28 protein-coding genes are annotated in these 24,928 nt (G+C 58.1%); 13 read left to right on the plus strand and 15 right to left on the minus strand.

Going from position 1 to position 24,928, the window contains the following annotated elements; translation table 11 throughout:
* Position 1: 1 nt before the first annotated feature.
* Together G560_RS0105515 and trpS are read right to left on the minus strand one after the other, a co-directional pair.
* Positions 2-478: a VOC family protein gene (locus G560_RS0105515; RefSeq protein WP_022703313.1), complete on the minus strand. Its 477-nt coding sequence runs from the start codon at positions 476-478 to the stop codon at positions 2-4.
* Positions 479-958: 480 nt separating this feature from the next.
* A complete protein-coding gene (gene trpS, locus G560_RS0105525) occupies positions 959-1,996 on the minus strand; it encodes a tryptophan--tRNA ligase (RefSeq protein WP_022703315.1) in 1,038 nt (345 codons plus the stop codon).
* A gap of 86 nt (positions 1,997-2,082) precedes the next feature.
* Between trpS and G560_RS0105530 the strand changes: the two genes are divergently transcribed.
* The 3 genes from G560_RS0105530 to G560_RS0105545 all read left to right on the plus strand — a co-directional run bounded on the left by G560_RS0105530 (position 2,083) and on the right by G560_RS0105545 (position 4,339).
* Entirely contained in the window at positions 2,083-2,769 is a 687-nt protein-coding gene (locus G560_RS0105530; RefSeq protein WP_022703316.1) for a rhomboid family intramembrane serine protease, read from the plus strand.
* 119 nt (positions 2,770-2,888) lie between these two features.
* Positions 2,889-3,356, plus strand: a complete 468-nt coding sequence (locus tag G560_RS0105535; protein WP_022703317.1) for a DUF3592 domain-containing protein — start codon at positions 2,889-2,891, stop codon at positions 3,354-3,356.
* 230 nt (positions 3,357-3,586) lie between these two features.
* A complete protein-coding gene (locus tag G560_RS0105545) occupies positions 3,587-4,339 on the plus strand; it encodes a hypothetical protein (protein WP_155947163.1) in 753 nt (250 codons plus the stop codon).
* A 242-nt stretch (positions 4,340-4,581) separates the two neighbouring features.
* Here G560_RS0105545 and G560_RS0105550 read toward each other — a convergent pair whose 3' ends face one another.
* Complete coding sequence (locus G560_RS0105550) at positions 4,582-5,232, minus strand: pseudouridine synthase (RefSeq protein ID WP_022703320.1); 651 nt, start codon at positions 5,230-5,232, stop codon at positions 4,582-4,584.
* Positions 5,233-5,448: 216 nt separating this feature from the next.
* On the opposite strand from G560_RS0105550, the gene G560_RS18650 reads away from it, so the two are divergent.
* Complete coding sequence (locus tag G560_RS18650) at positions 5,449-5,964, plus strand: hypothetical protein (protein WP_022703321.1); 516 nt, start codon at positions 5,449-5,451, stop codon at positions 5,962-5,964.
* On the opposite strand, the gene G560_RS20570 is transcribed toward G560_RS18650, so the two are convergent.
* From G560_RS20570 to G560_RS0105570, 3 genes are all read right to left on the minus strand, one after another.
* Entirely contained in the window at positions 5,884-6,252 is a 369-nt protein-coding gene (locus tag G560_RS20570; protein WP_081647608.1) for a VOC family protein, read from the minus strand. The two genes, G560_RS18650 and G560_RS20570, sit on opposite strands and share 81 nt — an antisense overlap.
* A 43-nt stretch (positions 6,253-6,295) precedes the next feature.
* Positions 6,296-6,751 carry a GAF domain-containing protein gene (locus tag G560_RS0105565; RefSeq protein ID WP_022703323.1) on the minus strand — a complete coding sequence of 152 codons (456 nt, stop codon included), beginning with the start codon at positions 6,749-6,751 and terminating at the stop codon, positions 6,296-6,298.
* Between the two features lie 83 nt (positions 6,752-6,834).
* The gene (locus G560_RS0105570; protein ID WP_022703324.1) at positions 6,835-8,007 is read right to left on the minus strand and encodes a thiolase family protein; all 1,173 of its coding nucleotides are present in this window, start codon (positions 8,005-8,007) and stop codon (positions 6,835-6,837) included.
* 97 nt (positions 8,008-8,104) lie between these two features.
* Between G560_RS0105570 and G560_RS0105575 the strand changes: the two genes are divergently transcribed.
* From G560_RS0105575 to G560_RS0105585, 3 genes are all read left to right on the plus strand, one after another.
* Positions 8,105-8,440, plus strand: a complete 336-nt coding sequence (locus G560_RS0105575) for an STAS domain-containing protein (protein WP_028913764.1) — start codon at positions 8,105-8,107, stop codon at positions 8,438-8,440.
* A 34-nt stretch (positions 8,441-8,474) separates the two neighbouring features.
* Entirely contained in the window at positions 8,475-8,903 is a 429-nt protein-coding gene (locus G560_RS0105580; RefSeq protein WP_197082870.1) for an ATP-binding protein, read from the plus strand.
* 291 nt (positions 8,904-9,194) lie between these two features.
* Positions 9,195-10,772 carry a gamma-glutamyltransferase family protein gene (locus G560_RS0105585; protein ID WP_028913766.1) on the plus strand — a complete coding sequence of 526 codons (1,578 nt, stop codon included), beginning with the start codon at positions 9,195-9,197 and terminating at the stop codon, positions 10,770-10,772.
* A 57-nt stretch (positions 10,773-10,829) separates the two neighbouring features.
* Here G560_RS0105585 and G560_RS0105590 read toward each other — a convergent pair whose 3' ends face one another.
* Genes G560_RS0105590 through pheS form a run of 3 tightly spaced genes read right to left on the minus strand, consistent with a single transcriptional unit; the run spans position 10,830 to position 13,945 of the window.
* The gene (locus G560_RS0105590; RefSeq protein ID WP_022703328.1) at positions 10,830-11,771 is read right to left on the minus strand and encodes an AEC family transporter; all 942 of its coding nucleotides are present in this window, start codon (positions 11,769-11,771) and stop codon (positions 10,830-10,832) included.
* Positions 11,772-12,872: a chorismate synthase gene (gene aroC, locus G560_RS0105595; RefSeq protein WP_022703329.1), complete on the minus strand. Its 1,101-nt coding sequence runs from the start codon at positions 12,870-12,872 to the stop codon at positions 11,772-11,774.
* Complete coding sequence (gene pheS / locus G560_RS0105600; protein ID WP_022703330.1) at positions 12,869-13,945, minus strand: phenylalanine--tRNA ligase subunit alpha; 1,077 nt, start codon at positions 13,943-13,945, stop codon at positions 12,869-12,871. Before pheS ends, aroC begins: the two co-directional genes overlap by 4 nt.
* Positions 13,946-14,158: 213 nt before the next feature.
* Between pheS and G560_RS0105605 the strand changes: the two genes are divergently transcribed.
* Entirely contained in the window at positions 14,159-14,836 is a 678-nt protein-coding gene (locus G560_RS0105605; RefSeq protein WP_022703331.1) for an SGNH/GDSL hydrolase family protein, read from the plus strand.
* Between the two features lie 50 nt (positions 14,837-14,886).
* Here the strand turns inward: G560_RS0105605 and rplT are convergent, their stop codons facing one another.
* From rplT to pyk, 4 genes are all read right to left on the minus strand, one after another.
* Positions 14,887-15,276: a 50S ribosomal protein L20 gene (gene rplT, locus G560_RS18655; protein WP_022703332.1), complete on the minus strand. Its 390-nt coding sequence runs from the start codon at positions 15,274-15,276 to the stop codon at positions 14,887-14,889.
* Positions 15,277-15,288: 12 nt separating this feature from the next.
* Complete coding sequence (gene rpmI, locus G560_RS0105615) at positions 15,289-15,489, minus strand: 50S ribosomal protein L35 (protein ID WP_028913767.1); 201 nt, start codon at positions 15,487-15,489, stop codon at positions 15,289-15,291.
* Between the two features lie 150 nt (positions 15,490-15,639).
* On the minus strand, positions 15,640-15,864 hold the full coding sequence (locus G560_RS0105620) for a hypothetical protein (RefSeq protein ID WP_022703334.1): 225 nt from the start codon (positions 15,862-15,864) through the stop codon (positions 15,640-15,642).
* Positions 15,865-15,941: 77 nt separating this feature from the next.
* Positions 15,942-17,390 carry a pyruvate kinase gene (gene pyk / locus G560_RS0105625; protein ID WP_022703335.1) on the minus strand — a complete coding sequence of 483 codons (1,449 nt, stop codon included), beginning with the start codon at positions 17,388-17,390 and terminating at the stop codon, positions 15,942-15,944.
* A gap of 181 nt (positions 17,391-17,571) precedes the next feature.
* Between pyk and G560_RS0105630 the strand changes: the two genes are divergently transcribed.
* The 5 genes from G560_RS0105630 (at position 17,572) to G560_RS20270 (ending at position 22,886) form a co-directional block, all read left to right on the plus strand.
* Entirely contained in the window at positions 17,572-18,312 is a 741-nt protein-coding gene (locus tag G560_RS0105630) for an N-formylglutamate amidohydrolase (protein WP_028913768.1), read from the plus strand.
* A gap of 3 nt (positions 18,313-18,315) precedes the next feature.
* Positions 18,316-18,621, plus strand: a complete 306-nt coding sequence (locus tag G560_RS0105635) for a DUF1244 domain-containing protein (RefSeq protein WP_022703337.1) — start codon at positions 18,316-18,318, stop codon at positions 18,619-18,621.
* 206 nt (positions 18,622-18,827) lie between these two features.
* Positions 18,828-19,841, plus strand: a complete 1,014-nt coding sequence (locus tag G560_RS21590; RefSeq protein ID WP_022703338.1) for a calcium-binding protein — start codon at positions 18,828-18,830, stop codon at positions 19,839-19,841.
* Positions 19,842-20,119: 278 nt separating this feature from the next.
* On the plus strand, positions 20,120-21,652 hold the full coding sequence (locus G560_RS18665; RefSeq protein WP_022703339.1) for a calcium-binding protein: 1,533 nt from the start codon (positions 20,120-20,122) through the stop codon (positions 21,650-21,652).
* A gap of 250 nt (positions 21,653-21,902) precedes the next feature.
* Positions 21,903-22,886: a calcium-binding protein gene (locus G560_RS20270; RefSeq protein WP_022703341.1), complete on the plus strand. Its 984-nt coding sequence runs from the start codon at positions 21,903-21,905 to the stop codon at positions 22,884-22,886.
* A gap of 180 nt (positions 22,887-23,066) precedes the next feature.
* On the opposite strand, the gene G560_RS0105660 is transcribed toward G560_RS20270, so the two are convergent.
* Together G560_RS0105660 and dgcA are read right to left on the minus strand one after the other, a co-directional pair.
* Positions 23,067-23,930, minus strand: a complete 864-nt coding sequence (locus G560_RS0105660; protein WP_022703342.1) for a D-amino-acid transaminase — start codon at positions 23,928-23,930, stop codon at positions 23,067-23,069.
* A 3-nt stretch (positions 23,931-23,933) separates the two neighbouring features.
* Positions 23,934-24,896 carry an N-acetyl-D-Glu racemase DgcA gene (dgcA, locus tag G560_RS0105665; RefSeq protein ID WP_028913769.1) on the minus strand — a complete coding sequence of 321 codons (963 nt, stop codon included), beginning with the start codon at positions 24,894-24,896 and terminating at the stop codon, positions 23,934-23,936.
* Positions 24,897-24,928 lie beyond the last annotated feature (32 nt).

The following is a 24,928-nucleotide window of genomic DNA, read 5'->3' on the forward strand; positions in this document are numbered from 1 at the left end:
GCTACGCCTCGGCCAACAGCGCCGCCAGATCCAACCGCGCATTGCCCATCCGCAAGGCCCCCGCCGCATCGCGTGGCCAGTCGGCACGCGGACGGTCGCGGTACAGTTCTACGCCATTGCCATCAGGGTCGCGCAGATACACCGCTTCGGACACGCCATGATCGGCCGCACCTTCCAGCACAACCCCCGCCGCCAACACCCGCTTTACCGCAGCGGCAAGGCTGGCACGGTCCGGCAACAAAATCGCCGTATGGTACAGCCCCGTATGCCCGCCGGGCGCAGGCGTACCGCCAAGGCTTTCCCAAGTGTTCAGCGCGATATGATGATGATAGCCGCCAGCCCCAAGAAAAACCGCTTGGTCGCCGTATCGCTGCTGCACCTCGAACCCCAGCACATCGCGGTAAAACGTCAATGCGCGGTCAAGGTCGGCCACCTTTAGATGCACATGGCCAATGGTCGTCGTGGCGGGCAGGGTCATGGTCACACTCCTGAACTTCGGTGCGCCAAACCTATGCTATGTCGCCAAATCCCCAAACCCCCACGCCCGCACAGCACCAGTGCGAAAAAAAACGCCCTTTCCCGGGAACAGGGGGAAAGGGCGCTCATCGGGCCGATCAAACCGGCTGGATAGGCCGGGTTTTTGGGGACAATAAATTTGATCGCGCCCAACATTCCAACAGTCGCCACACCAATCAGGAAACCAGACCAACCAAAGGAATGCCGTACAAATCCAGACATCCCGCCCAACACATCGGGCACAGCAATTCTGAATTAAAAACCTCCGGACCCAAGGACAGATCCGGAGGCGTGATTACTGCCGGTTTGACCTGCTTACCGCAGGGGGGACCAAACCGACACGACCCATAATTTGCCGCACCCCCGTTATGACAAGCGGCAGGCAGAGTCGCTGTTCCCTTGGTAACAGGCCCCCCAAAAGCGTACCGGTTTTTTTAACGGATCAGCGTGACCGGATCATTCCCACGATGTCATAAACATCATTCACAATCGGGCGGGCAATTGCATCGGCACGCTCGGCCCCTGCGCCCAAAATCCGGTCAATCTCGGTCACATCCTGCATCAAGCGGTTCATTTCCGTGGTGATCGGCGACATAACCGACACGGCCAAATCGGCCAGCGCGGGTTTAAAGCTGCCGAACTGTGATCCGGCGTGTTCCCGTACCACCTCGGCTGGCGTCATCCCTGCCAGCGCCGCATAGATGTTCACCAAATTGCGTGCTTCGGGCCGGTCCGCCAACCCGTCCAACTCGCTTGGCAATGGCTCGGCATCGGTCTTGGCCTTTTTGATCTTTTTCGCAATCATATCGGCGTCATCGGTCAAATTGATGCGGCTTTGGTCCGACGGGTCCGATTTCGACATCTTTTTCGTCCCATCCCGCAGGCTCATCACCCGCGTGCCCGCACCCTCAATCACCGGCTCGGTAATGGGAAAGAAATTCACCCCAAAGTCATTGTTGAACTTGGCCGCAATATCGCGGCACAACTCCAGATGCTGCTTTTGATCCTCGCCCACCGGCACATGCGTGGCCTTATAGGCCAAAATATCCGCCGCCATCAGCGCAGGATAGGCAAACAGCCCCAACGATACATTTTCTGAATTCTTGCCCGCCTTGTCCTTGAACTGCGTCATCCGGCTCATCCAGCCCATCCGCGCCACGCAGTTGAAAATCCACGCCAATTCGGCATGGGCATGGACCTGAGACTGGTTGAACAGGATCGACCGCGCAGGATCAATCCCCGCCGCAATAAACCCCGCCGCCGCCTCTCGGGTCTGCTGGCGCAGGCGCACGGGGTCTTGCCACACCGTGATCGCGTGCATATCGACCAAACAGTAAACCGTCTCGATCCCCTCATCCTGCTTTTCCACAAAGCGTTTCAGCGCGCCAAGGTAATTGCCCAGCGTCAACCCGCCCGAGGGCTGAATGCCTGAAAAGATGCGTGTCGGAAAGGCATGAGGCGTTTGGACCGGCTCGGCCATAGGGAATACTCCATCTGGAAACTGCGTTCCATCTCGCTTACCCTTGGCGCAAAGGGGCGTCAATCATTGCCCCCGTGAAAGGCCCTATGCAAACAGATCACAACGCCGCCCCGCTCAACCCGCTGCCGCCTGTCATTTGGCCGCTGGCCCTGCCGATCATCGCAATGGAACTGATCGTCAATCTTGCCGCGACTGGGGTGATTGGCGGGGCCACAGGCATTGGCTGGCGTGCCGATGCGGTGCAGCGTTTCGCCTTTTCGCCCGACCTGATGCGCGACCTTATCGCACGTGGCACCTACCCCGCCGAACATATGCTGCGCCTTGTCAGCTATCCCCTGATCCACCTCAACTTTACCCACGCCTTGTTTGTCGTGGTGTTCCTGCTCGCCCTTGGCAAAATGGTGGGCGAGGTGTTTCGCGCATGGGCCGTATTGGTGGTGTTTTTCGGCGCGGCCCTTGCCGGTGCCTTGGCCTATACCGCCCTGCCGTTCATCCATACCCCCCTGATCGGCGGATACGCCCCCGTTTACGGGTTAATCGGCGCGTTCACCTTCCTGCTTTGGACCAACCTGACCGGCACCGGCAGCAGCCAATACCGTGCCTTTTCCCTAATCGGCATGCTGATGGGCATCCAACTGCTGTTCGGCCTACTCTTCGGCGGCGGCTGGGATTGGGTGGCCGAACTTTCGGGCTTTTTCAGCGGGTTCTTTTTGTCCTTCGTGGTCAGTCCGGGGGGCTGGGCGCGGGTGCGCCAAAAGATACGCGAACGGTAAGGCCACCCCAGCGGCCCATTGCCGAACCCAAATTGCCATAATTCCAACCTAGACACAGCGTCAGGCGCGCGGGCCATCCGGCCTTTGCCCTGCTCTGTCTCTAACTGGCTGGAAGTGTCATGATCAAAAAATCCCTAACCCTCATCCTGTTTGGAACCCTGTTCCTTGTGATCGGCCATTTCTTTGCCACTGCCGACAAACGCTTTATCGCCAATTCAGACCCCGCCACCCTGATCGTGCTGCGAGTCGAGGCACAGGCTATAGATCACGGAAAAACCGCCTACCGCCCCGTCTATGCCTTGCAAACCAAATCCAAACCCCGCCCCGAATATGGCCCCGAATACGGCGGAGGCCCCTATTCCTCGCCCATGCCACACAAGGCGGGCGACATCGTCTCTGGCCGCTACAATCCCAAAACCGGCGAAATGCGCAGTGACACGATGACCCAACAAGGCAACCGCATGTGGTTCTGGGCCCAAATCCTCGGCGCGCTGTGCATCCTGCAAGCAATAGCACTCTGGTTCGGGTTCCCGTCGATCATAACGGTCACATCAAGCGACCGGCGGCGCGGGTGGTTGCAGGGGTAAGGGGGGGATGGTCGGCTTGGCATATGCGCACCGCGCAAGGCGTGTATATGTCAGATGACCGCTATGCGGACCTTTCGGACGCTCGCTTCCAAATTCCTGTTGACCGCTCGCTACCTGAAGGAGACATTGGCGAGTATTCAGTGCAAGCCGATTGAAATAATACCTTCTCGTTGGCGCAATGAACGCAAATGGTATTTGTACTCAGAAATTGAATGAAGGATCCTCGCGGAATGCTTGATACATCGGATCCAAGGACATTCGACGATGAACTGTTGGTCGCACTTCGAGACAACCACACATTGATCCGAGATTACCTGAACCGAGATCGCGAGATATTTCAAACCTACGATAACTATAACGGTCCAGGCCGACCACTTTTCCGACCAGACAATCCCCACTGGAATCCTTTCCAAGCATTCCGGGAGCGCCTTGATCCTTTAATGGAGAGCAGAGTTATCAGAGGCTTTCACTACACTAGGATGACTGACGCTGAATTAGAAATCATGCGTACAGGGGGTATTCGCCTATCTACTCCATCGTTTCTTGAAGCGCGTCTCGCCGCTCTTGTGTCAGCGGACTTGCTGACGATTGATGAAGTCGGAACCATCTTGGATCAAAGCGCCTTCAAAACTCAACTGGGCATCAGGCCGAATATGTTTTGGATGGTGTCCTCTCGCCTACCCATGGACGACACTGGCGTTAAACCGCTTCTTGCTGCATGGGGTGGCGAGGTCGCCTCGATGCATCTCACCGATCATGATCTTTTGACAAAACTTCAATCAATTGGTCGTCCGCGGATGATTGAAGTCGCCGCACCTCTTTCGGCTACCAACCAAATACATACTGCGACATGTGCAGTGGTCGCGGCTTATGCCTTGCAAAATGGATGGCCGAGCGAGGAAGGCTTGTTCGATTTTTATGTCAAGAACGACCTTCCCTCCGACGCGCTCTTGCATGTCGTTACACAAGACAATGCTGGATAGTAGGGTAAAGAGGTCTTCCAGCGGTTTATGTAACTACGTGACTGAATTCTGCGCATAGCAGCCTTTCGGCCATAGCGCAGCATCGGTAATTTTGGGCTCAGACTTGCCGTTCGTCTGCTAAACCCAACTCGACATCTGTTGCGTACAAAATCTTAACATCACGTAAACAAAAATTCCAAAACCCTTCTAAATCAAACTCTTACAAAAACGTTCGCGCGCGAACACACTGCGTACAACCCCCCTTAAAACGGGCAAGGGGCCGCAAAATTCATCGCGACCCCACTCTCGGGGTGCCGGATTTTCAAACTATCCGCATGCAGCATAAGACGCGGAAAATCGACCGCCGCCCCGCTGGCATATAAAGGGTCGCCCAAAATCACATGCCCAATCTCCAGCATATGAACCCGTAATTGATGGCTGCGGCCCGTGAGCGGGGTCAGCTTCATCCGCGTCTCGCCGCCGCCCCGCTTTAAAACCCGCCAATCGGTGACAGACGGCTTTCCGGTTTCAAAATTCACATGCTGGCGCGGGCGGTTTGGCCAATCGACGATCAAAGGCAGGTCCACGCGCCCACTATCCTCCAACACCTCACCCCACACCCGTGCCAGATAGATTTTCTTGGTCAGCCGCTGTTCAAACTGCTGCCCCAAAAACGCCTGTGCCGGTTTGGTGCGGCCAAAGATCATCACGCCGGATGTGTCCAGATCCAGCCGATGCACCAGCAAAATATCGGGATAAACCTGACGCAGGCGGTTGATCAGGCAATCGCTGCGGTCCTCGCCCCGCCCCGGCACCGACAGCAGGCCAGAGGGTTTATCCGCGACCACAATTTGATCGTCGGCATAAATCACCGACAGGGGGGTCGTGGGGGGGATATAGACGAAATCGCTCATCCCCACCCCATAGCCCAAGCCGGTGCGTCAGACAATCGTGTGCCCTGCCACGCGCAAGGCACCTGCCCGTGCGGCAATATGGGGAACCTGGGCTATCTCGCTTTCCTTATCCTCAGTTTTGGCCAGACAGTCAGTGTCTTGCTATCACAGATCAAAAGTTGTGGTTTGACTCAGCCATTGCGCCCGCCACGCGTAGCAAGAAAATAGGAGACGTAGATGGACTACGAAACCACCCCCGCCGCAACATTTGGTCATTCGTTAACGGGGGTGTCGATCAATCTTTTGGTGCGCGCTGTTGCGGTCGAGGTGGCGTTCTTGGTCGCCGTGTTCGGGATGCGGGCACGCCGCCAATCCAGAGATTTTGCGATCGCCCTGTATCAGGGCCAAGCGATCCAGATCCATTCTGATGGGACATTTGCCAACCATCCACTGCAAAGTTTGCTGCCCGAATCGGGCGTGCGCGGTGCAGGAATTGAGATTCGCTCGCAAGAAATCGACCCGGATTCTGCTTGTGCGCTGGCCGAGGCCGTTGGGGGCATGGTTCTAGCAAAACCTAACGACAAAACCGCCCACGAATTGCGTGAAGCGGTGATTTTGTCGCCGCGGGGCTATGCCTTCGTGCCGAGCAGACGGATATGGCGGGCGGCGGGTTCAGCCACCCGACATGAGTTCCAAGAGCTCTATCCGGTTGCCAAAAGGGTCATGGATATAAATGCGGCGGATGCTGGGTAAGTCCTGATCCGTTTTGGTCTCCAGCCCTGCGGATTTCAGCTGCTCTGTCACTGCATCAAGGTTTTTCACCTGAAAGGCAGGATGCGCTTTTCGCGCGGCAGTGAAGGGGGTTTCGACGCCCAGATGCAGGCGGATAGACCCTGCTTCAAACCACACGCCGCCGCGCCCCGCCAAGGCTTGGGGTTTTTGCACCTGCGTCATGCCAAGGACATCTGTATAAAAGGCAATTGCCTGCGCCTCGGCACCTGCGGGCATGGCGAGCTGGACGTGATGCAGAGCGATTAACATTTGGTCTCCGGGTTTAGGGGTGGTGGGTTTCACCCACCCTACGCTAGGCGGCATCAAGGAACAAATCGCCTAACAGGCGGGTCAGTTCGGAAACATCCGTTTCGGTAAAGGCGTCGGGCGTGTTGCTGTCCAGATCCAGCACGCCCAAGAGTTTACCCGCGCCGTTCCAGACAGGCAGCACCAGTTCCGACCGCGTGGACGACGCGCAGGCGATATGGTCTGGAAAGGCATCTACATCAGGAACCAATTGCGCCTGCCCCGTGCGTGCCGCAGCCCCGCAAACCCCGCGCGAAAAGGGTATGACGAGGCAGCCGTGCCCGCCTTGATAGGGGCCAATTTTCAAAAGTTCTGGCGCTGTGACACGATAAAATCCGGTCCAATCTGACAGTTCATGCGCATGGTGCAGCTCACAAGCGATGGTGGCCATAAGGGCGACGGCGTCGTTTTCACCGTGGCACAGCGCGTGGAGGGATTGGGTAAGGGTGGCGTAATCGGGCATGGTTTGTCTTTCTGGCAGACGCCGGGGGTTTCACACCCCCAGACCCCCGTGGGATATTTGTGAACAGAAAAAGGAGGGTCAGGTTAAGGGCGTTCGATGGCGATTGCCGTGCCTTCGCCGCCGCCGATGCAGATGGCCGCAATGCCGCGTTTAAGGTTGCGGGATTCGAGGGCATGGAGAAGGGTCACGATGATACGCGCGCCGGATGCGCCGATGGGGTGGCCCAAGGCGCAGGCCCCGCCGTTCACGTTCACCTTATCATGCGGGATGTCGAGTTCGCGCATGAAGGCCATGGGCACCACGGCAAAGGCTTCGTTCACCTCCCACAGGTCCACGTCGTCTTTGGTCCAGCCCAGCCGGTCCAGCAATTTGCGGGCGGCGGGGACAGGGGCTGTGGGGAAATCGGCAGGCGCATGGGCATGGCTGGTGTGACCCATGACATAGGCGCGGATTGGCAAGGCATGGCTGCGGGCGGCAGTTTCAGACGCCATCACCAAAGCCGCAGCGCCATCGGAAATGGACGAGGAATTGGCCGCCGTCACTGTACCGTCCTTGCGAAAGGCGGGTTTAAGGGTAGGGATCTTTTCTGGCCGCGCCTGGGCTGGTTGCTCATCGGCGCTGACGGTCACATCGCCTTTGCGGTTTGTCACGGTTACAGACGCAATTTCTGCGACCATTGCACCTGCGCTTTGGGCATCCAGCGCGCGGGTCAACGAGGCCAGCGCATAGGCATCCTGATCGGCGCGGGTGAATTGAAACGCCTGCGCGCAATCCTCGGCAAAGGTGCCCATCAGGCGGCCCTTTTCATAGGCATCCTCTAGCCCGTCCAGAAACATATGGTCCACCACCGCGGCGTGGCCCAACCGCGCCCCACCGCGCATTTTAGGCAACAGGTACGGCGCTTCGGTCATGCTTTCCATGCCACCTGCGACCATCACATCGGTCTGGCCAAGGGCGATTTGGTCATGCGCAATCATCGCCGCTTTCATTCCCGACCCGCACATTTTGTTCAACGTCGTTGCAGACACGTTTTCGGAAAGCCCCGCAGCAAAGCCAGCCTGACGGGCGGGGGCCTGACCCTGGCCCGCAGGCAAAACGCAACCCATCAACAGCTCTTCGACCAGCGCTGGGTCAATCGCCCCCAAGGCTGCGCGAATCGCTGTGCCGCCCAAGCTCGCTGCTGGAACACCTGTAAATACGCCTTGAAACGCGCCCATCGCCGTGCGCGCCGCCCCGACAATAACAACTTTTTGCATTTTAGCCCCTTTGCCACGCGTTTGGTTACCGAATGCTAACCACTGGGTCATAGCCTGCAAGCCCTGAATGTGCCGGAATTTGAAGGAGTTTTCGAAGATGGACCTAACTGCCACGGCGCATGGCGCCCTACTTGTTATCAGCATATGCGAAAATCGGATCGATGCCGCCAGTGCAATTCAGTTCAAGGAGCGGATGCGCGAGGTAACGCAAACCCCGTCAGACCGTGTATTGCTTGACCTGTCGCAAGTGCAGTTTCTGGACAGTTCGGGTTTGGGCGCGGTGGTGGGTGTGATGAAACTGCTGGGCGCAGACCGCAAGCTGGAACTGTCGGGCCTAACGCCAACGGTGGCCAAGGTTTTCCGACTGACGCGGATGGATTCGGTTTTTACCATCCATCCCACCCTGCCCGATGGCCTGCGCAAAGCAAGTTGATATGGGCCCACCTGAAGGCGGCGAAGGACAGACCATGCATCTGACCATTGCAAGCGACCCTGTCGCTGTCCGCAGCGCGCTGGATACAGTGCTGGCAAGCACCGCGATGCTTGGCCTGGGTGACTGCGCACGCGGCACAGCAGAAATTGTGTTGGCCGAGGTGCTGAATAATATTGTCGAACATGCCTATGCCAGAACGACAGGCGAAATACAGCTACGCCTTGTGCCAAAATCGGACGGGGTATTCGTAGCCGTCTGTGATCAGGGACGGGCCTTTCCACATGAACAATTGCCACAAGGTATCTTGCCCGTGATCGATGTGGATGCCGGCCTCCCAGAAGGCGGCTTTGGGTGGTTTCTTATTCGAACCTTGGTTCAAGACCTTCGATATCAACGAACAGACACCACAAATCACCTGAGCTTTACTCTTCTTACCGATGCAGAACCTGACAGTGTTCATTAATTGGTGACAATCCACGCCAAACGGGCCCATTTCGCGGAGTCTAATCAGATATGACACCAAATGGTCACTCTTTCCCCCTAAACTCGCCACCTATTATCCCGCATATGGTACTTGTAGCTGCATAAAAGCTTCCCTCGGTGTCACGCTAATTGCCCCCACCCAGTACGTGACATCGAGGCGTCTACCCCCCTATTGCCCGCGCGCAGACAGAACGAAAATCTGTGCAAAATAACGGATTACGCTTTGCAAAATTTGCCTTTAGGGTCGGGCAAAACAATTGTGGAGACCCCAATGCGCGATTTTCAAATGCCGGGCCGTTCGGCCGTTTATGCCGCCAATGGCATGTGTGCCACCTCCCACCCTTTGGCCGCTGCGGTCGCGATTGATACCCTCAAGGCAGGCGGCAACGCGGTCGATGCCGCCATTGCGGGCGCGGTGCTGCTCGGGTTTTGCGAACCGCAGATGACTGGTCTTGGTGGCGATTGTTTTGTTCTGTTCAAACCTGCCGGGGCGCAAGATATCCACGGCCTCAACGGTTCCGGCCGCGCCCCCCGTGGCCTTGATGCCGCAGCCTTGCGTGCCCGTGGCCTGACCGCCATGCCGCTTTATGCGCCCGAGGCGGTAACAATGCCCGGCGCTGTCGATGCGTTTTGCCAGCTTTCGGCCGATTGGGGCCGCATGGGCCTTGCCGAAACCCTCGCCCCGGCGATCCATTACGCAGAAGAAGGCGTGCCCGTTGCCCCCCGCGTTGCCAAGGATTGGGCCGAGGCCGAACACCTGCTGCAAGGCCGCGCCCGCGAAACCCTTCTACTTGATGGCAAATCGCTCACCCTTGGCCAGCGCTTCCGCGCGCCCGGGCAGGCCGAGGTGCTGCGCCGCATCGCATCCCAAGGTCGCGCAGGGTTTTATGAAGGCGAGGTTGCGCAAGACATGGTCGCCTCCCTTAACGCCCTTGGCGGCACCCACACGCTTGATGATTTCGCCGCCACAAAATGCGATTACGTTAGCCCCGTGTCCGGTCCCTACAAAGGCGTCGACCTGTATGAGCATCCGCCGAATGGGCAGGGTGCCACCGCCATTCTGCTGCTAAAAATCCTTGCCCATTTTGACATAAAGTCAATGGACCCCTTCGGCGCCGACCGCGCGCATATAGAGGCCGAGGCGACAAAACTCGCCTATGACGCCCGCAACCGTTTTATCGCCGATCCGGACCAAACCAAACGGCTCGACCATATGCTGTCCGATGCCACGGCGGCAAAACTCGCGGCCTTGATCAACCCCAAACGCGCGATGGCAGCCGCCGCCCCACTCACCGAATCGGTCCACAAAGACACAATCTACATAACCGTGGTCGACAAAGACCGCATGGCCGTCTCCCTCATCTACTCGGTCTATCACAGCTTTGGCGCCTGCCTCGCGTCTGATAAATTCGGCATCAACTTCCAAAACCGCGGCGCGGGCTTCACACTGGACCAAGGCCACCCGAACGAGGCTGCTGGCGGTAAACGCCCCATGCACACCATCATCCCCGGCATGATTGCCGAAAAGGGCCGCGTCACAATGCCTTTCGGCGTGATGGGCGGGTCGTACCAACCCACAGGTCACGCGCGTTTTGTCTCGAACATCCAGGATTTCGGCATGGACCCGCAATCCGCAATGGACGCCCCGCGCTGCTTTTCAGGCGCCGAAGGGATGGAGGTTGAACGCGGCTATTCCGACACCATCCGCGCCGATCTTGCCGCGCGCGGCCATGACGTCAAAATCCCCGTGGTCCCGCTCGGTGGCTCCCAAGCCATCAAACTCCACGCAGACGGCCTTCTCGAAGGTGCCTCCGACCCTCGCAAAGACGGCTGCGCATTGGGCTATTAACCCCCAATTTCATCTTTGCAAAAATACTCAAAACGGGTCGCTCAGCAGAGCGGCCTGTCACATCAACAGCACCAAAACCAAACTCAAGCTGAAAAAGCTCATCGCCGTTGCCCCCAGCATAGCAAGCGACGCCAAGCCCTCCAGCCCCACCTCCTGCGCAAAAATCGGGTAAACCCCCAGCATCGGCACCGCACAGGCAATCACAAAACACGCCTGCAAATCGGCACCCAACACAGGCCCGCCCAGCGCCGCTGCCATGGCCAGAACCGCAACACCCAAAGCTGGATGCAGCACCAGCTTGCCAAATCCGATCTGCCCCGCCAGCGCCATATTCCCGCGCAGCGCAATTCCTGCCAGCGACCCGCCAACCACAAACAACGCAAGCGCCACCGCAGCCGTCGAAATCATCGTCAGCCCACGGTCCATCGCCTCGGGGATCGGCAGCTTCAACACCGACCACGCAAGCCCCGCAATCATCGCCAATATCAACGGACGGCGGATCAGGTTGCGTGCAATATCCCAAATCATCACGCCCATCCCAGCACCGCTGCGCCCCATCGCAATCAGCGTCAGCGCCACGGGAATCATCAACAAATTTTCCACCATCAGGCTCATCGCCAACACTTTGGGCGCCAAATCCGGATAGGCCAGCAGCAAAATGGGAAAGGCCATATAGCCGGAATTGGAACAGGCCGACCCCATGATGCAAATACCCGCGCGCTCCATCGGCAGCCCTTGGATACGGTGAAACCAAACATAGCCCACAGCCATCACCAGCAATGACGCCAGCGCATAAAGCCCCATAAATGCAGGGTCAAACACCTCGGCCACATCGCGTTTGGAAAGCGCATTGAACAGCAGCGCAGGCAACGCAATCGTAATCACAAAACGCCCAAAAATCCGCATATCGGGGGCCGAAAACAGCCCCGCGCGCGTCACCGCAAACCCCAGCCCCACCACCAGAAAAATCGGCAAGGTGATGGCGATGACCGTTTCCATTTACCCGATTTGCCCGCGCACGCCGCCGGTTTGGCCGCGGTCCATCAGTACATGGTCCAGCAAAACACAGGCCATCATCGCCTCACCCACTGGCACGGCGCGGATGCCAACGCAGGGGTCATGGCGGCCTTTGGTGATCAAATCCACCTCATCGCCCGCGACCGTCACCGTTTGGCGCGGTGTCAGGATCGAAGACGTCGGTTTAACCGAAAACCGCACCACAACATCTTGGCCCGTGGAAATCCCCCCCAAAATGCCACCGGCATGGTTGGTCAAAAACGCGGGGCCAGTCGCACCCATCCGAATCTCATCCGCATTTTCCACGCCCGTCAACATCGCGGCCGCCATGCCTTCGCCAATCTCCACGCCTTTGACGGCATTGATCGACATCATCGCTGCGGCCAAATCCGTGTCTAACTTGGCATAAATCGGTGCGCCAAGGCCGGGCACCATGCCTCGCGCCACAACTTCAATCACCGCACCGACCGAGTTATGATCTTTGCGCAAAGCGTCCAGATAAACTGCCCAATCGCTTGCCGCCTGTGCATCAGGCACCCAGAACGGATTCTGATCAATCTGATCCCAGTCAAACCGCGCGCGGTCAATCCCGTGCGGCCCCATCTGCACCATATAACCCGTTACCGACAGCCCCGGCACCAGCTGCGCCAGCGCTGCGCGGGCCACACTGCCCGCCGCGACCCGCGATGCCGTCTCGCGCGCCGATGACCGGCCCCCGCCGCGCGGATCGCGCAGCCCGTATTTCTGGTGGTAGGTAATATCCGCATGGCCGGGCCGAAAACTCTGCACGATATCACCGTAATCCTTGGACCGCTGATCGGTGTTTTCAATCATCAGCTGGATCGGCGTGCCCGTTGTACGCCCCTCATAGACACCCGACAGAATGCGCACCTGATCGGCCTCTTGCCGCTGCGTGGTGAACTTGTTCTGCCCCGGTTTGCGCTTGTCCAACCAAGGCTGAATATCGGCCTCTGTCAGCGCCACACCGGGCGGGCAGCCATCCACCGTCGCCCCAATCGCGATCCCATGACTTTCGCCCCAGGTCGTTACCCGAAACATATGGCCAAAGGTGTTATAGCTCATGCTACGCCACCCGCCAATTCAGGCATGTTCAGCGCCGAAAACCCATAGTGTCGCAACCAGCGCAGATCAGATTCGAAAAACGCGCGCAAATCGGGGATGCCGTATTTCAGCATCGCCATCCGGTCGATCCCCATACCAAAGGCAAAACCTTGCCATTCGTTCGGGTCCACCCCTGCCGCTGTCAGCACCTTGGGGTGCACCATGCCGGACCCCAAAACCTCCATCCAGCCATCGCCTTCACCAATGCGCAACTGCCCGTCAATCCACGAACACTGAATATCGACCTCGGCTGAAGGCTCGGTGAACGGGAAATGGCTGGCGCGGAACCGCGTTTTCACGGGCTTGCCGAAAAACGCAGAAAAGAACTCTTCCAGCACCCATTTCAGATTGGCCATTGAGATGTCTTTACCAATCACCAATCCTTCAACCTGATGGAACATCGGCGAATGGGTTTGGTCCATGTCCATCCGGTACACACGGCCGGGGCAAATGATGCGAATGGGCGCGCCTTGCTCCATCATAGCGCGGATCTGCACGGGGCTGGTATGGGTGCGCAGCACATGCGGCGGGCGGTCATCGCCGATCGCACGGTTCATGAAAAACGTGTCATGCTCCTGCCGCGCAGGGTGTTCGGGCGGAATGTTCAGCGCGTCAAAGTTATACCAATCAGATTCCACCTGCGGCCCCTCGGCCACGGCAAATCCCATATCGGCAAAAATCGCGGTCAATTCCTCGGTCACTTGGGAAACGGGATGAATGGTCCCCGCCGCCCGTGGCCGCGCGGGCAGCGTCACATCCAGCCATTCCGACTGCAAGCGCGCATCCAGCGCCGCATCGGCCATCGCGGCTTTTTTCGCGCGCAAGGCCGCGTCAATCTCATCCTTCAGCGCGTTCAGGGCGGCACCGAATGTGCTCCGCTCCTCCGCGCTCATTTTGCCCAATTCGCGCATTTTCAGGCTGATCTCGCCTTTTTTGCCCAGGGCCGCCAAACGTACCTCTTCCAGCGCGGCCTCATCACCGGCACTCGCAACGGCGGTCAGGTATTTGCCCTTCAGGTCATCAAGCTCGGTCATGGTCTGTCTCCGGGAATTGGTCGATTTCGTGCTAGCGGGCAGGGTGCTGAAATGCAAGCGGCCAGTCAGACGGAATGGACAAGTCGTTAATCCATCTGGCGCTAAACTGGCCCAAAGATGCAAATGCCTTGCCAAAGCACCAGTCTCGCCTTGTTTCTGCGCCGATTGGTGTAGCTTGCTGTTCACATTCATTTAACCACTTCGGATTCCTTTATGTTCAACCGTATTTGCGTCGTTGCTTCTTTCTCTGTGCTGCTGGCCTGCGGCGAAACCGTCACCCCCGATACGCGGGCGCGGGTTTTGCTGTTGGGGGATTCGATGATGGCTTCCAATTCCATCCAAAACCAAACCGTCGCCGATGGGATAGAGTCGATTTTGCGCGAAGAGGTGATTGACCGTTCAGTCCCCGCCGCGCGCTATTTCTACATTTTACCGATTTCAGGCGCGGCAGGCTTGCGGCTTGATGCGCAATACCGCCCCGGCCCTTGGAAATGGGTCGTGCTGAATGGCGGCGGCAATGATCTGCTGTTTGGCGGCGGTTGCGGCACGTCAACCACCCAACTTGACCGGCTTGTTTCCCACGATGGCAAACGCGGCGCGATCCCTGATTTTGTCGCTAAGCTACGCGCGTCGGGCGCGCGGGTGCTTTATGTCGGCTATCTGCGCAATCCTGGTTTTACCAGCCCAATCAAGGCCTGTGGCCCCGCTGGGAATGAAATGGACAAGCGGTTGGCGACAATGGCGGCACTGGATAAGGGCGTGGATTTCATGGCCCTATCCGACCTCGTGCCGCACGGTGACACATCTTACCATCAGTTTGACCGCATCCACCCCTCACCCAAGGGCAGCCGCGCAATTGCGGCGCGGATCGCCCAACATATTAAACGCTGAAACGCAAAAAGCCCCGCAAACTGCGGGGCCTTTCACAAACCTCGATCAAATCAGGCTGCTGCTTTTGCAGCTTCCGACTTGTCAAATGCGGCTTTCGCGGATGCTGCGATGGCGTTGAACGCCTCCGGCTCATGCACGGCCAGATCGGCCAGCACTTTGCGGTCCACTTCAATACCTGACAGCATCAAACCATTGATGAAACGGGAATAGGTGAAGGCAGCATCAAACAAACGCACAGCCGCGTTGATCCGCTGGATCCACAGCGCGCGGAAGTTGCGCTTGCGGGTCTTACGGTCGCGTGTGGCGTATTGGTTGGCTTTATCAACCGCCTGCGTAGCAGTGCGGAAGTTGGTGCTGCGCGCGGCATAATAGCCCTTGGCAGCTTTAATTACCTTGCGGTGACGGGCGTGGGTAACGACGCCAGATTTTACGCGGGACATCTTTGGCTCTCCTTACCGGTTATAGGGCATGTATTTTTTGACGATTTTCGCATCCGCATCACACAGGATCATTGTCCCTGCTGTGTCGCGGATAAATTTCGTCGAACGCTTAATCATGCCGTGGCGCTTGCCGGCGGGGCCAGCCTTTACCTTACCGGATGCGGTGAAGCTGAAGCGCTTCTTGGCCGCAGATTTGGTCTTCATCTTGGGCATTTCCATCTCCTCGTTCGAGTGGTTTTCGCGCGACTCGGCATGCCACTTTGGCCGGTCGTGCGGTTCATAGAGCGCGTCGTGTAGGATGGGTAGGCCGCAAAGGCAAGCCAAAAACGGGGCCGCAGCCTGCTATCTGGCCGAAAATCCGCTTTAATGGATATAGCGGCCAATAACGCTGTAAAACGCATGCGGAATATCGGCAATCCGGTAGCCACCACCCTTGGTTTGCAGCGCCACAACCACCAAAACCCCAGCAATCAGCACCACAATCGATGCGGCACGCGGGGCGCGACCATCAGAAAGGGCGGATAGAATCGATGGAATTGCAAGCACACCCAGAATTAGGCCGATAACCAGCAGCAGATCGGGGTCCATTCAACACTCCAAATACCTAAAGCGTTTCGGCTTTAACAGCGTGTCAAAGCCGAAACACGTTAAAACACTATAGGTATTTATTCAGCTTCAGAGCTGTAAATCAACCGCTCATCACAAGGGGCCACGCGCAAGATGTTGGTCGTGCCTGGCACGTTGAATGGCACGCCGGCTGTCACAACAATCTGCTCGGCTTCCTTGGCGAATCCGTCAGCGCGCGCCGCACGAACAGCGGCCAGTACAGCGCCCTTAAACCGGCCCTGCGGTTCGGTGATTACGCAATGAGCACCCCAAGTCATTGTCAGGCGGCGGGCCGTGCGCACCAATGGCGTCAGCGCAATGATCGGTGTGCGCGGACGCTCACGCGCCACAAGGCTGGCCGTTGTCCCCGATTGGGTAAAGCAGCAAATCGCCTTGATATCCGTGGTTTCCGCAATTTCACGCGCCGCAGATACAATCGCATCGGCCACGGTGTTTTTCGCGCCACGGCGGCTTGCTTCAATCACCTCACGGTAAATCTTGTCGCTTTCCACCGAAATCGCCACGTTGTTCATCGTGGTCACAGCCTCAACAGGATAATTACCTGCCGCCGATTCCGCCGACAGCATCACAGCATCCGCACCTTCATAAATCGCCGTTGCCACGTCCGACACTTCGGCCCGTGTCGGCACCGGCGATTCGATCATCGATTCCAGCATCTGGGTTGCCACGATCACCGGCTTGGCCGCAGCCCGCGCCGCACGGATCAGGCGTTTCTGGATCGGTGGCACGGCATGCACCGGCAGTTCCACGCCCAAATCACCGCGCGCAACCATGATCCCATCCGACACGGCCAAAATCGAATCAAACGATTTTACCGCCGCAGGCTTTTCAATCTTGGACAAAATCGCCGCGCGCCCACGCGTCAATTCCCGCGCTTCCAGCACATCTTCGGCCCGCTGCACGAATGACAACGCCAGCCAATCCGCGCCCATCTCGCAGGCAAATTCCAAATCGGCACGGTCCTTGACCGACAGCGCGGCCAGCGGCAACAGCACATCGGGTACATTAACGCCCTTGCGGTTGGAAATCACACCACCCACCATCACGGTGCAATCGGCAAAATCATTGCCGCACGCCTCTACCTTCAGCCGGATTTTCCCGTCATTGACCAGCAGGGATGACCCCACCTCCAGTGCGGCAAAAATCTCGGGGTGAGGCAGGTTTACGCGGGTCGCATCACCGGGGGTCGCATCCAGATCCATCCGGAACTTTGCCCCTTCAACCAACTCTTCGCCACCATCGCGGGCAAACACGCCCACGCGCAGTTTTGGCCCTTGCAGGTCGGCCAGCACACAAATCGGACGGCCTGTATCGGCCTCGATTTTGCGAATAATGTCATAGCGGGCGCGCTGTTCGTCATGCGTCCCGTGGCTCATGTTCAGGCGGAACACATCGGCCCCTGCCTCAAACAACGCGCGAATGGTTTCATAGGTCGACGAGGCTGGGCCCAGCGTGGCCACGATCTTTACATTGCGAAGGCGTCTCATATCTGCCGCTGTCCTCTATCCTATGAATTGGTAGCGCCCTTATGGCGGAATTTCCGGCACGGGGCAACGCGTTTATGATAGCGCAATCATGGCCGAATTGCTGGGCAAAATCGAAAGGTTTCTTTGTGGCATGCTTTGCCGTAAACAAATCCCATCCTTATTGGTACATGGTAAAGGAATTATGACCAAGCCTTATGAAATCATCGGTGCCAACCGCCCTTCGCGGTTCTTGATCACATGCGACCACGCCACAAACCGCGTGCCCGATGACATAAACGACGGCACCCTTGGCCTGCCCGATGCCGATATGGCCCGCCACATCGCCTATGATCCGGGGGCCGCAGGGGTAACGCGCGCGCTGGCCGATGTGCTGGATGCACCCGCCATCCTGTCCAATTTCAGCCGCTTGGTGATTGACCCCAATCGCGGCGATGATGACCCGACCTTGGTGATGAAACTCTATGATGGCACCCTGATCCCCGCCAACCGCCACATCACAGAAACCGAAATCGCCCAGCGCCGTGCCGCGCTGTATGACCCCTATCATACCGCCTACGCCAAACTCGCCGCGCGCCGCCCCGATACGGTCATCATCGCGATCCATTCCTTTACCCCTTGCCTGCAAGGCAGAACGCCGCGCCCGTGGCACATCGGCATCCTGCACGCCCCCGCCGACGGGCGCCTCAGCCGCACGCTGCTGGCCCGCCTGCACGCCGAACCAGATCTGTGCGTTGGTGATAATGAACCCTACCTTGGCCACCTGCCCGGCGATGCGATTGATCGTCACGCCTTGCAAACGGGGCGCCTGAACACCTTGATCGAACTGCGCAATGACCTGATAGTGAATGCAGCCGCTCAAACCTCTTGGGCCCAACGTCTTGCCCCCCTGCTGGTCGCAGCATTGGTCGATATTAAAGGATAGCAAATGGACAACGCCACCCAAACCGAACTTGAAGCCGCTGCTTTTCGCCGTTTGATGGACCACCTGCTGGACAAACGCCCCGAGGTGCAGAACATCGACATGATGAACCTTGCAGGCTTTTGCCGGAACTGTCTGTCGCGTTGGTATCAAGAGGCAGCGGTTGAGCGTGGCATCGAAATGGACAAAGACACCGCGCGCGAAATCGTCTACCGCATGCCGTACGAGGATTGGCGCGCCGCCAACCAAACCCCCGCCGATGCCGAAAAGCAGGTCGCTTTTGCCAAGGCGTTCAAGGATAACGTCGGCTAAGCCGCCAAACAGATCCTGCGAAAATCCTAACCGAAGCCGGCCTATTGTTTCCCAAACCGGCGCAAATTAACGCCTTATTAATCTATTCCTTGACTCTCCCCCTCTGGGTTTCCCACCCTAGTCGCGGGTGTGTGACATGGCCCCGCGCTGAAACCTTTGCTGCCGCAAGCTGTTTCTCTCGGGCAATCAGGATTGGGAGATTGAGGATGGAAATTGTATTATTGTTGGCTTTGCCGTTTTTGGCGTTTCTTGGCCTGTCTAACGACGACAATGACGATAGTGGCACAACAGATGGCGGCGAAACCGGTGGTGGTGGTGGCGAAGAGCAGGAAGAGGGCCAAACCTATTTCGGCACCACAGGCGATGACAGCATTGCGGGCACCGATGCGGATGATCTGTTTGATGTCGGTTCCGGCGACGATACCATTTTCGGCGGCCTTGGCGATGACACCATCATTGGCGGCTTGGGTGATGACGAACTTGAAGGCTTTGACGGGGATGATTCCATTGATGGCGGCGACGGCGATGATCTGCTTTGGGGCCGCGACGGCAACGACATTCTGAATGGCGGCAATGGCGCAGATAGGGGCGTCGGCGGCCTTGGAGATGACATAATCTATGGTGGCCGTGACGATGACACCCTTGCAGGCAGCCAAGGCAGCGACGAGATTTACGGTGGCGATGGTGACGACATCGTCTTTGTCGGCATAGATGAAGGTTCGGACGAGATTTATCTGGGCGATGGCAACGATGAACTTGACGCCCTAACCGCAACGTCCGCGCAGCTCGCCTATGGAAACGCTGGCAATGACACGATGATGGGCGGCGACGGCTTTGATACCTTGTTCGGCGAGGATGGGGACGATGCCCTTTACGGCGGTGCAGGCGGTGGCGCGCTTGATGGTGGCATCGGTGATGACACCCTGACCAGCATCGGCGACGCTGATCTGATCGGCGGTGACGGCAGCGATGCCTTTACCATCGCAACCGATACGACCGGCGTGCTTCAGGTTCTCGACTTTATCGTTGATGTCGACCGGATCGAGGTTCAAGTCGATGATCCGACCACCCCACCCGTTGTCACAACAGCCCTTGCTGCAAACGGTCTGGATAGCGAAGTATTGCTCGACGGGGATTTGCATATGGTCCTGCAGGGAATCACCCCCGATCAGCTGACCGCCGCTTCGGTTGTGTTGGTTAACGCACCAATCGCGGCTTGAATTAATGCTGCATCAAGCACAATAACAGCGGCGCGCACCCATTGTTTCCGGTAAATCTGTACAATGGGGGCCGCCAAGATAAATCAGATTGACGACACCGCAAATGCGGCGTTTTAGTATCTAGCTGCTGCAAATTAACACAATATTAATCTTTGGACTCGGCACGCCCCAAGCAAAGCAAAGGGGCGCGCCATAACGCGGAAGATGTGGTCACGTTCACGGTTTGCCTTTGACCTGGGGGGGTCATGTCAAACCTCTGTCTTGTTAGGGGTTATCCTATGGAATTTTTACTTTTGCTTCTTGTCCCTCTCGCTCTTGGTGCTTTGTTCTCGGGGGGCGGCAGTGACGATACCGACACCCCACCAGAAGAGCCAAATCCAGAAAACGCCGTTGAGGGCACAACCGGCCCCGATACGCTGCTTGGTACAAGCGCCGCCAATACGATGATCGGCAATGACGGCGACGACACCCTCAGCGGTGCAGGCGGCGCTGACGACATGTTTGGCGGCAACGGCGATGATGTGCTGAACGGCGATGCAGGCGATGATACCTTGCAAGGCGCCGAAGGCGACGATGTCCTTAACGGCGGCGAAGGCAACGACTCGTTGCTGGGCGGCGGCGGGAACGACTCGCTTGCAGGGGGTATCGGCAACGACACCCTTATCGGCGATGGCGGCGCAGATACGCTGAACGGCGGGCTGGGCGATGACCTCCTTCACGGCGGCAACGGCAGCGACTCGCTGAACGGCGGCGCGGGCAATGACGCGGTCTATGGCGGCAACAATGCCGACACCTTGATCGGCGGCACCGGCGCAGATTCGCTTTACGGCGGCAATGGCAATGACATCCTGACCGCCCGCCCCCAGAACGCGGCAGATGACCGCGACCCGCAAGGCGATCTGCTGGACGGTGGCGCAGGCGATGACACCCTGCGCGGCGAATCCGCCTTTGTTCTGGGTGGGGCCGATACCTTGACAGGTGGCGCGGGGGCAGATGAATTCCGCATCAACGCGCTTGGCGGTGCCGTGGGTCAGGCTGTGGTCGACCCGGCTGTTATCACCGACTTTTCCCGCGACGATACGCTTGAAATCCGCGTTGACCGCTTGTCGGCCAATCCCGACCTTGCCCTGACCCCAACCGCAGATGGCACTGGAACGCTGGTCCAGATTGGTGGCGTGACCCATGTTATCTTGCAAGGCGTCACAAACGCGACCGTGAGCCAGATCAGCCTGCTGTCTGACACCCCGTTGGGCGAACGCATCCTTGGCACGTCTGGCAATGACCAGCTGTTTTCGACAGGCCGCGCAGATTATCTGGCTGGCTATGGTGGTGATGACCAGCTGTTTGCCAATGTTCTGTCAACAGCTGGCGTCACGATGGAAGGCGGCGCGGGCAATGACACGCTCGACGGTGGCCTTTACGGCGACCTGATGTATGGCGGCGCGGGCAATGACGAACTTACAGGGTCCGGCGTTGATGATGAACTCGCAGCTGATACCATGTTCGGCGGCTTTGGTGATGATACCCTGATCGGTGCCGATCGCGACATCATGACCGGCGGCGCGGGCAACGACACGTTTGACCTTGATGCCTTTTACGGTGCCGTCACCATCACCGACTTTACCCCAGGCAGTGACGTGATTTCGGTCAGCGACTTTGGCGCAGGTGGCGCCGATGCCGCGCAAACCCTGTCCTTGCGTGCGGTAACGGGGGGGTCGGAACTGCTTTATGGCACCAGTGTCGTGGCCCTGCTCCAAGGTGTTCAACCCGCCAGCATCGACCTTGCCCGCGATGTGCGACTAGAACTTTAAACCAACGCCGCGCCCTTGGCCCCTGCGGTAAACCGCTGGCCAAGGGCGCGAATCACGCGCCAGACCCCTGGGCGCTCATGTTTCAAATTTAGCGAAAATCAAACACATCCCGCGCCATTGTTTCGGCATTGTCGCGCCACAGCCCTCGGGTTGAAAAATACATTGACCCTTCGCGTTTTTGGGGCGTTATAGTTGAAATTGTAACCCACTTTCAGGGGCTTATCATTCTTGAACGCGCAAAGGTGTCCCCATGGAATTTCTACTTTTACTTCTTGTCCCTGTTGCCCTTGGCGCGCTCTTTTCTGGCGATGGTGATGATAGCACAGATACCCCTCCAAATCCCGAAACCGATGACAACGACGTCGTGCGCGGTGTCGCCGCAGATGATACGCTGGACGGCGGCGATGGCAGTGACCTTTTATTCGGCTATCGCGGCGATGATACCCTTAGCGGCGGCGCGGGTGACGACCTGTTGGATGGCGGTCTGGGCGATGACCAGATTTTTGGCGGTGCGGGCGAAGATGTGCTTGTCGGCGCTGCCGGTGATGACAGCCTGCAAGGTGGCCGCGGCGATGACGCTTTGGCGGGCGGCGCGGGCGATGACACGCTCGACGGCGGCGATGGTGACGACGTCTTGAATGGGTCCACCGGATCCGATGTTATGTATGGCGGTGCAGGCGATGACGTTATCGATGGTGTTTCGCCTACTGCAAGCCGCAGCTTGGAAGACGCTTTTGACGATGTCCGCGATGAATTCAGCGCTTCCATGCGCAGCACGTTTGGCACTGATGTGACCGATGCTGATATTGGCCGTTTCCTGAATGACTTTGCGTCCGAAGAGGGCACCCACGGCGCAGACGCGTTGTTTGGCGGGGCAGGTAATGATCAGCTGATCGGAAATGACGGCGACACCCTGACAGGCGGCGCGGGCAACGACAGTTTCGGCGTCAATTGGGTGACGGGCAATGATCCGGTCGCAATCACCGATTACGACACCACCATCCAATCCGGCGTCACCACACCCGAAGCGCTGCGGATTTTTGTGGATGATCCCACCATCGTAAATCCGGTTCTGGGTCTGCGCGACGCCGCCGATGGCTCTGGGGTAGAGGTTCTGGTCGGGCTGAACGTGGTCGCAAACCTGCAAAACGTGGATGTCGCCGATATCAATCTCGGCTCCATCACGATGGGCGTTACAGGTACGACCGTCATAACACAGGCAATCCGGCTCTAAGGGCGCATTGCGCCAAATCAGGCGGTCCTGATTTTTGGCCCAAGACGGTGTTAGGCCGGAACGGGTCGCTGCAAACACACTGAGGCACAGGTTAATTTTAGGTTAACGAAAAAAGGGAAGTCGTTTTTTATCAACGACTTCCCTAAATGTCCGCGCGCGGTCATTGTGCGTACAGGCTCTTCAAATCGCGGTCTTGCGGCTCTCTTCCAAATAGATTTCCCGCAGCCTTTTTGCCACCGGCCCCGGGGTTCCATTTCCAAGGCTGGCCCCGTCAATTTCCACCACAGGCATCACAAAAGCCGACGCCGAGGTGAAAAACGCCTCATCCGCCTGCTTTGCCTCTTCAATCGTAAAGGGCCGCTCTTCAACCACCATTTGCGCCTCTTTCGCGAACCTCAAAACCGCCGCCCGCGTGATTCCGTGCAAAATATCGTTGGAAAGCTGGCGGGTAATAATCCGCCCCCCTTTCACAATATAGGCGTTATTCGAGGTCCCTTCGGTGACGTGCCCATCCTCAACCATCCAGGCATCATCCGCGCCCGCTTTCTTGGCCATCATCTTGCCCATTGACGGGTACAAAAGCTGGACCGTCTTAATATCCCGCCGCCCCCAGCGAATGTCTTCAATCGAGATCACCTTGATCCCCGTTTTCGCAACCGGACTGTCCGCCATGCCCGGCTTTGATTGGGTAAACAAAACCAGCGTCGGCTTGATCGTGGCAGGGTCCGGAAAGGCGAAATCCCGGTCCCCCGGATTGCCGCGCGTGACCTGCAAATAAATCATCCCGTCCGTCAGATCATTCCGCGCCACCAATTCGCGGTGAATTTCCAGCAGCTCGTCATCCGAACAGGGCGCCTCAATATCCAGCTCTTTCAAACTGCGTGCCAGCCGCACCTGATGGCCCGCAAAATCCAGCAGCTTGCCACCCAAAACGCTGGTGACCTCATAGACCCCGTCGGCCATCAGAAAACCGCGATCAAAGATCGAAACCGTGGCCTCGGCTTCGGGTAAATACTGGCCATTTACATAAACGATGCGCGACATGATCTATCCCCAGAATTTGGCGCTGGGCGGATGGACGCCTTGCGCGTCAAAAACCAGCGGGTCCTCTCGGTCTTCGGCCAAAAGCAGCGGCCCGTCAAGATCGGTAAAGGCCACACCCTGCGCCAACAGGGTCGCGGGGGCCATCGCCAGCGACGATCCAACCATGCAGCCCACCATCAAACCATACCCCTCGGCCAGCGCCGCCTGCTTCAACGCCAATCCCTCGGTCAGCCCGCCGGTTTTATCCAGCTTGATGTTCACCACATCATACTTGCCCTTCAAATTCGGCAAACTCGCACAATCATGCGCCGCCTCATCGGCACAAACCGGCAAAGGCCGCGCCATTTCAGCCAGCATATCATCCGCCCCCGCAGGCAAGGGCTGCTCCACCAAGGCCACCCCCATCGCGACCAAATGGGGTGCAAGTTCGGCATAAACCTCGGCCGTCCATCCCTCATTCGCGTCAATGATGATCCGGGTTTTTGGCGCGCCTTCCCGCACCGCCTCCAGCCGTGGCATATCATCCGGCGTACCCAGTTTGATCTTTAACAAGGGCCTGAATGCATTCTTCGCCGCCGCCGCCCGCATATTCTCCGGCGTATCCAGCGACAAAGTATAGGCCGTAATCTCCGGCCCAGGTGCTGCCAGCCCTGCAACTTCCCAGACCCGTTTTCCCGCCATCTTGGCCTCCAGATCCCACAAAGCACAATCGACAGCATTCCGCGCCGCGCCCGCAGGCAGGGCCTGTTGCAAGGCGAGACGGTCAATCCCAACGTCCAATCCCTCAATCTGAGCCGTCACCGATTCCAACGTCTCGCCATAACGGGCATAGGGCACACATTCCCCCCATCCTGTCACGCCGCCGCGCGAAACCCGCACCGTCAGCACCCGCGCCTCGGTACGGGAACCGCGCGAAATGGTGAAGACTTGGGCAAGACGAAAGATATCAGGGGTGACAGTGATCATGGTTTGGCCTGTTGTTGCAGTTGTCTGTTTAA

The organism is Pseudorhodobacter ferrugineus DSM 5888, assembly GCF_000420745.1.
Taxonomy (GTDB): Bacteria; Pseudomonadota; Alphaproteobacteria; order Rhodobacterales; family Rhodobacteraceae; genus Pseudorhodobacter; species Pseudorhodobacter ferrugineus.

Bases quoted from the DNA above. Each gene is read 5' to 3' on its own strand.
- G560_RS18665 (WP_022703339.1), top strand. From the start codon at position 20,120: ATGGAATTTTTACTTTTGCTTCTTGTCCCTCTCGCTCTTGGTGCTTTG.
- pyk (WP_022703335.1), bottom strand. From the start codon at position 17,390: ATGAGACGCCTTCGCAATGTAAAGATCGTGGCCACGCTGGGCCCAGCC.
- G560_RS18650 (WP_022703321.1), top strand. From the start codon at position 5,449: ATGGACTACGAAACCACCCCCGCCGCAACATTTGGTCATTCGTTAACG.
- G560_RS0105580 (WP_197082870.1), top strand. From the start codon at position 8,475: ATGCATCTGACCATTGCAAGCGACCCTGTCGCTGTCCGCAGCGCGCTG.
- G560_RS0105630 (WP_028913768.1), top strand. From the start codon at position 17,572: ATGACCAAGCCTTATGAAATCATCGGTGCCAACCGCCCTTCGCGGTTC.
- G560_RS0105620 (WP_022703334.1), bottom strand. From the start codon at position 15,864: ATGGACCCCGATCTGCTGCTGGTTATCGGCCTAATTCTGGGTGTGCTT.
- trpS (WP_022703315.1), bottom strand. From the start codon at position 1,996: ATGGCCGAGCCGGTCCAAACGCCTCATGCCTTTCCGACACGCATCTTT.
- G560_RS21590 (WP_022703338.1), top strand. From the start codon at position 18,828: ATGGAAATTGTATTATTGTTGGCTTTGCCGTTTTTGGCGTTTCTTGGC.
- G560_RS0105585 (WP_028913766.1), top strand. From the start codon at position 9,195: ATGCGCGATTTTCAAATGCCGGGCCGTTCGGCCGTTTATGCCGCCAAT.
- rpmI (WP_028913767.1), bottom strand. From the start codon at position 15,489: ATGCCCAAGATGAAGACCAAATCTGCGGCCAAGAAGCGCTTCAGCTTC.
- G560_RS0105535 (WP_022703317.1), top strand. From the start codon at position 2,889: ATGATCAAAAAATCCCTAACCCTCATCCTGTTTGGAACCCTGTTCCTT.
- G560_RS0105550 (WP_022703320.1), bottom strand. From the start codon at position 5,232: ATGAGCGATTTCGTCTATATCCCCCCCACGACCCCCCTGTCGGTGATT.
- G560_RS20570 (WP_081647608.1), bottom strand. From the start codon at position 6,252: ATGTTAATCGCTCTGCATCACGTCCAGCTCGCCATGCCCGCAGGTGCC.
- G560_RS0105515 (WP_022703313.1), bottom strand. From the start codon at position 478: ATGACCCTGCCCGCCACGACGACCATTGGCCATGTGCATCTAAAGGTG.
- G560_RS0105530 (WP_022703316.1), top strand. From the start codon at position 2,083: ATGCAAACAGATCACAACGCCGCCCCGCTCAACCCGCTGCCGCCTGTC.
- G560_RS0105565 (WP_022703323.1), bottom strand. From the start codon at position 6,751: ATGCCCGATTACGCCACCCTTACCCAATCCCTCCACGCGCTGTGCCAC.
- G560_RS20270 (WP_022703341.1), top strand. From the start codon at position 21,903: ATGGAATTTCTACTTTTACTTCTTGTCCCTGTTGCCCTTGGCGCGCTC.
- G560_RS0105660 (WP_022703342.1), bottom strand. From the start codon at position 23,930: ATGTCGCGCATCGTTTATGTAAATGGCCAGTATTTACCCGAAGCCGAG.
- G560_RS0105570 (WP_022703324.1), bottom strand. From the start codon at position 8,007: ATGCAAAAAGTTGTTATTGTCGGGGCGGCGCGCACGGCGATGGGCGCG.
- rplT (WP_022703332.1), bottom strand. From the start codon at position 15,276: ATGTCCCGCGTAAAATCTGGCGTCGTTACCCACGCCCGTCACCGCAAG.
- G560_RS0105590 (WP_022703328.1), bottom strand. From the start codon at position 11,771: ATGGAAACGGTCATCGCCATCACCTTGCCGATTTTTCTGGTGGTGGGG.
- G560_RS0105605 (WP_022703331.1), top strand. From the start codon at position 14,159: ATGTTCAACCGTATTTGCGTCGTTGCTTCTTTCTCTGTGCTGCTGGCC.
- dgcA (WP_028913769.1), bottom strand. From the start codon at position 24,896: ATGATCACTGTCACCCCTGATATCTTTCGTCTTGCCCAAGTCTTCACC.
- pheS (WP_022703330.1), bottom strand. From the start codon at position 13,945: ATGACCGAGCTTGATGACCTGAAGGGCAAATACCTGACCGCCGTTGCG.
- G560_RS0105545 (WP_155947163.1), top strand. From the start codon at position 3,587: ATGCTTGATACATCGGATCCAAGGACATTCGACGATGAACTGTTGGTC.
- G560_RS0105575 (WP_028913764.1), top strand. From the start codon at position 8,105: ATGGACCTAACTGCCACGGCGCATGGCGCCCTACTTGTTATCAGCATA.
- G560_RS0105635 (WP_022703337.1), top strand. From the start codon at position 18,316: ATGGACAACGCCACCCAAACCGAACTTGAAGCCGCTGCTTTTCGCCGT.
- aroC (WP_022703329.1), bottom strand. From the start codon at position 12,872: ATGAGCTATAACACCTTTGGCCATATGTTTCGGGTAACGACCTGGGGC.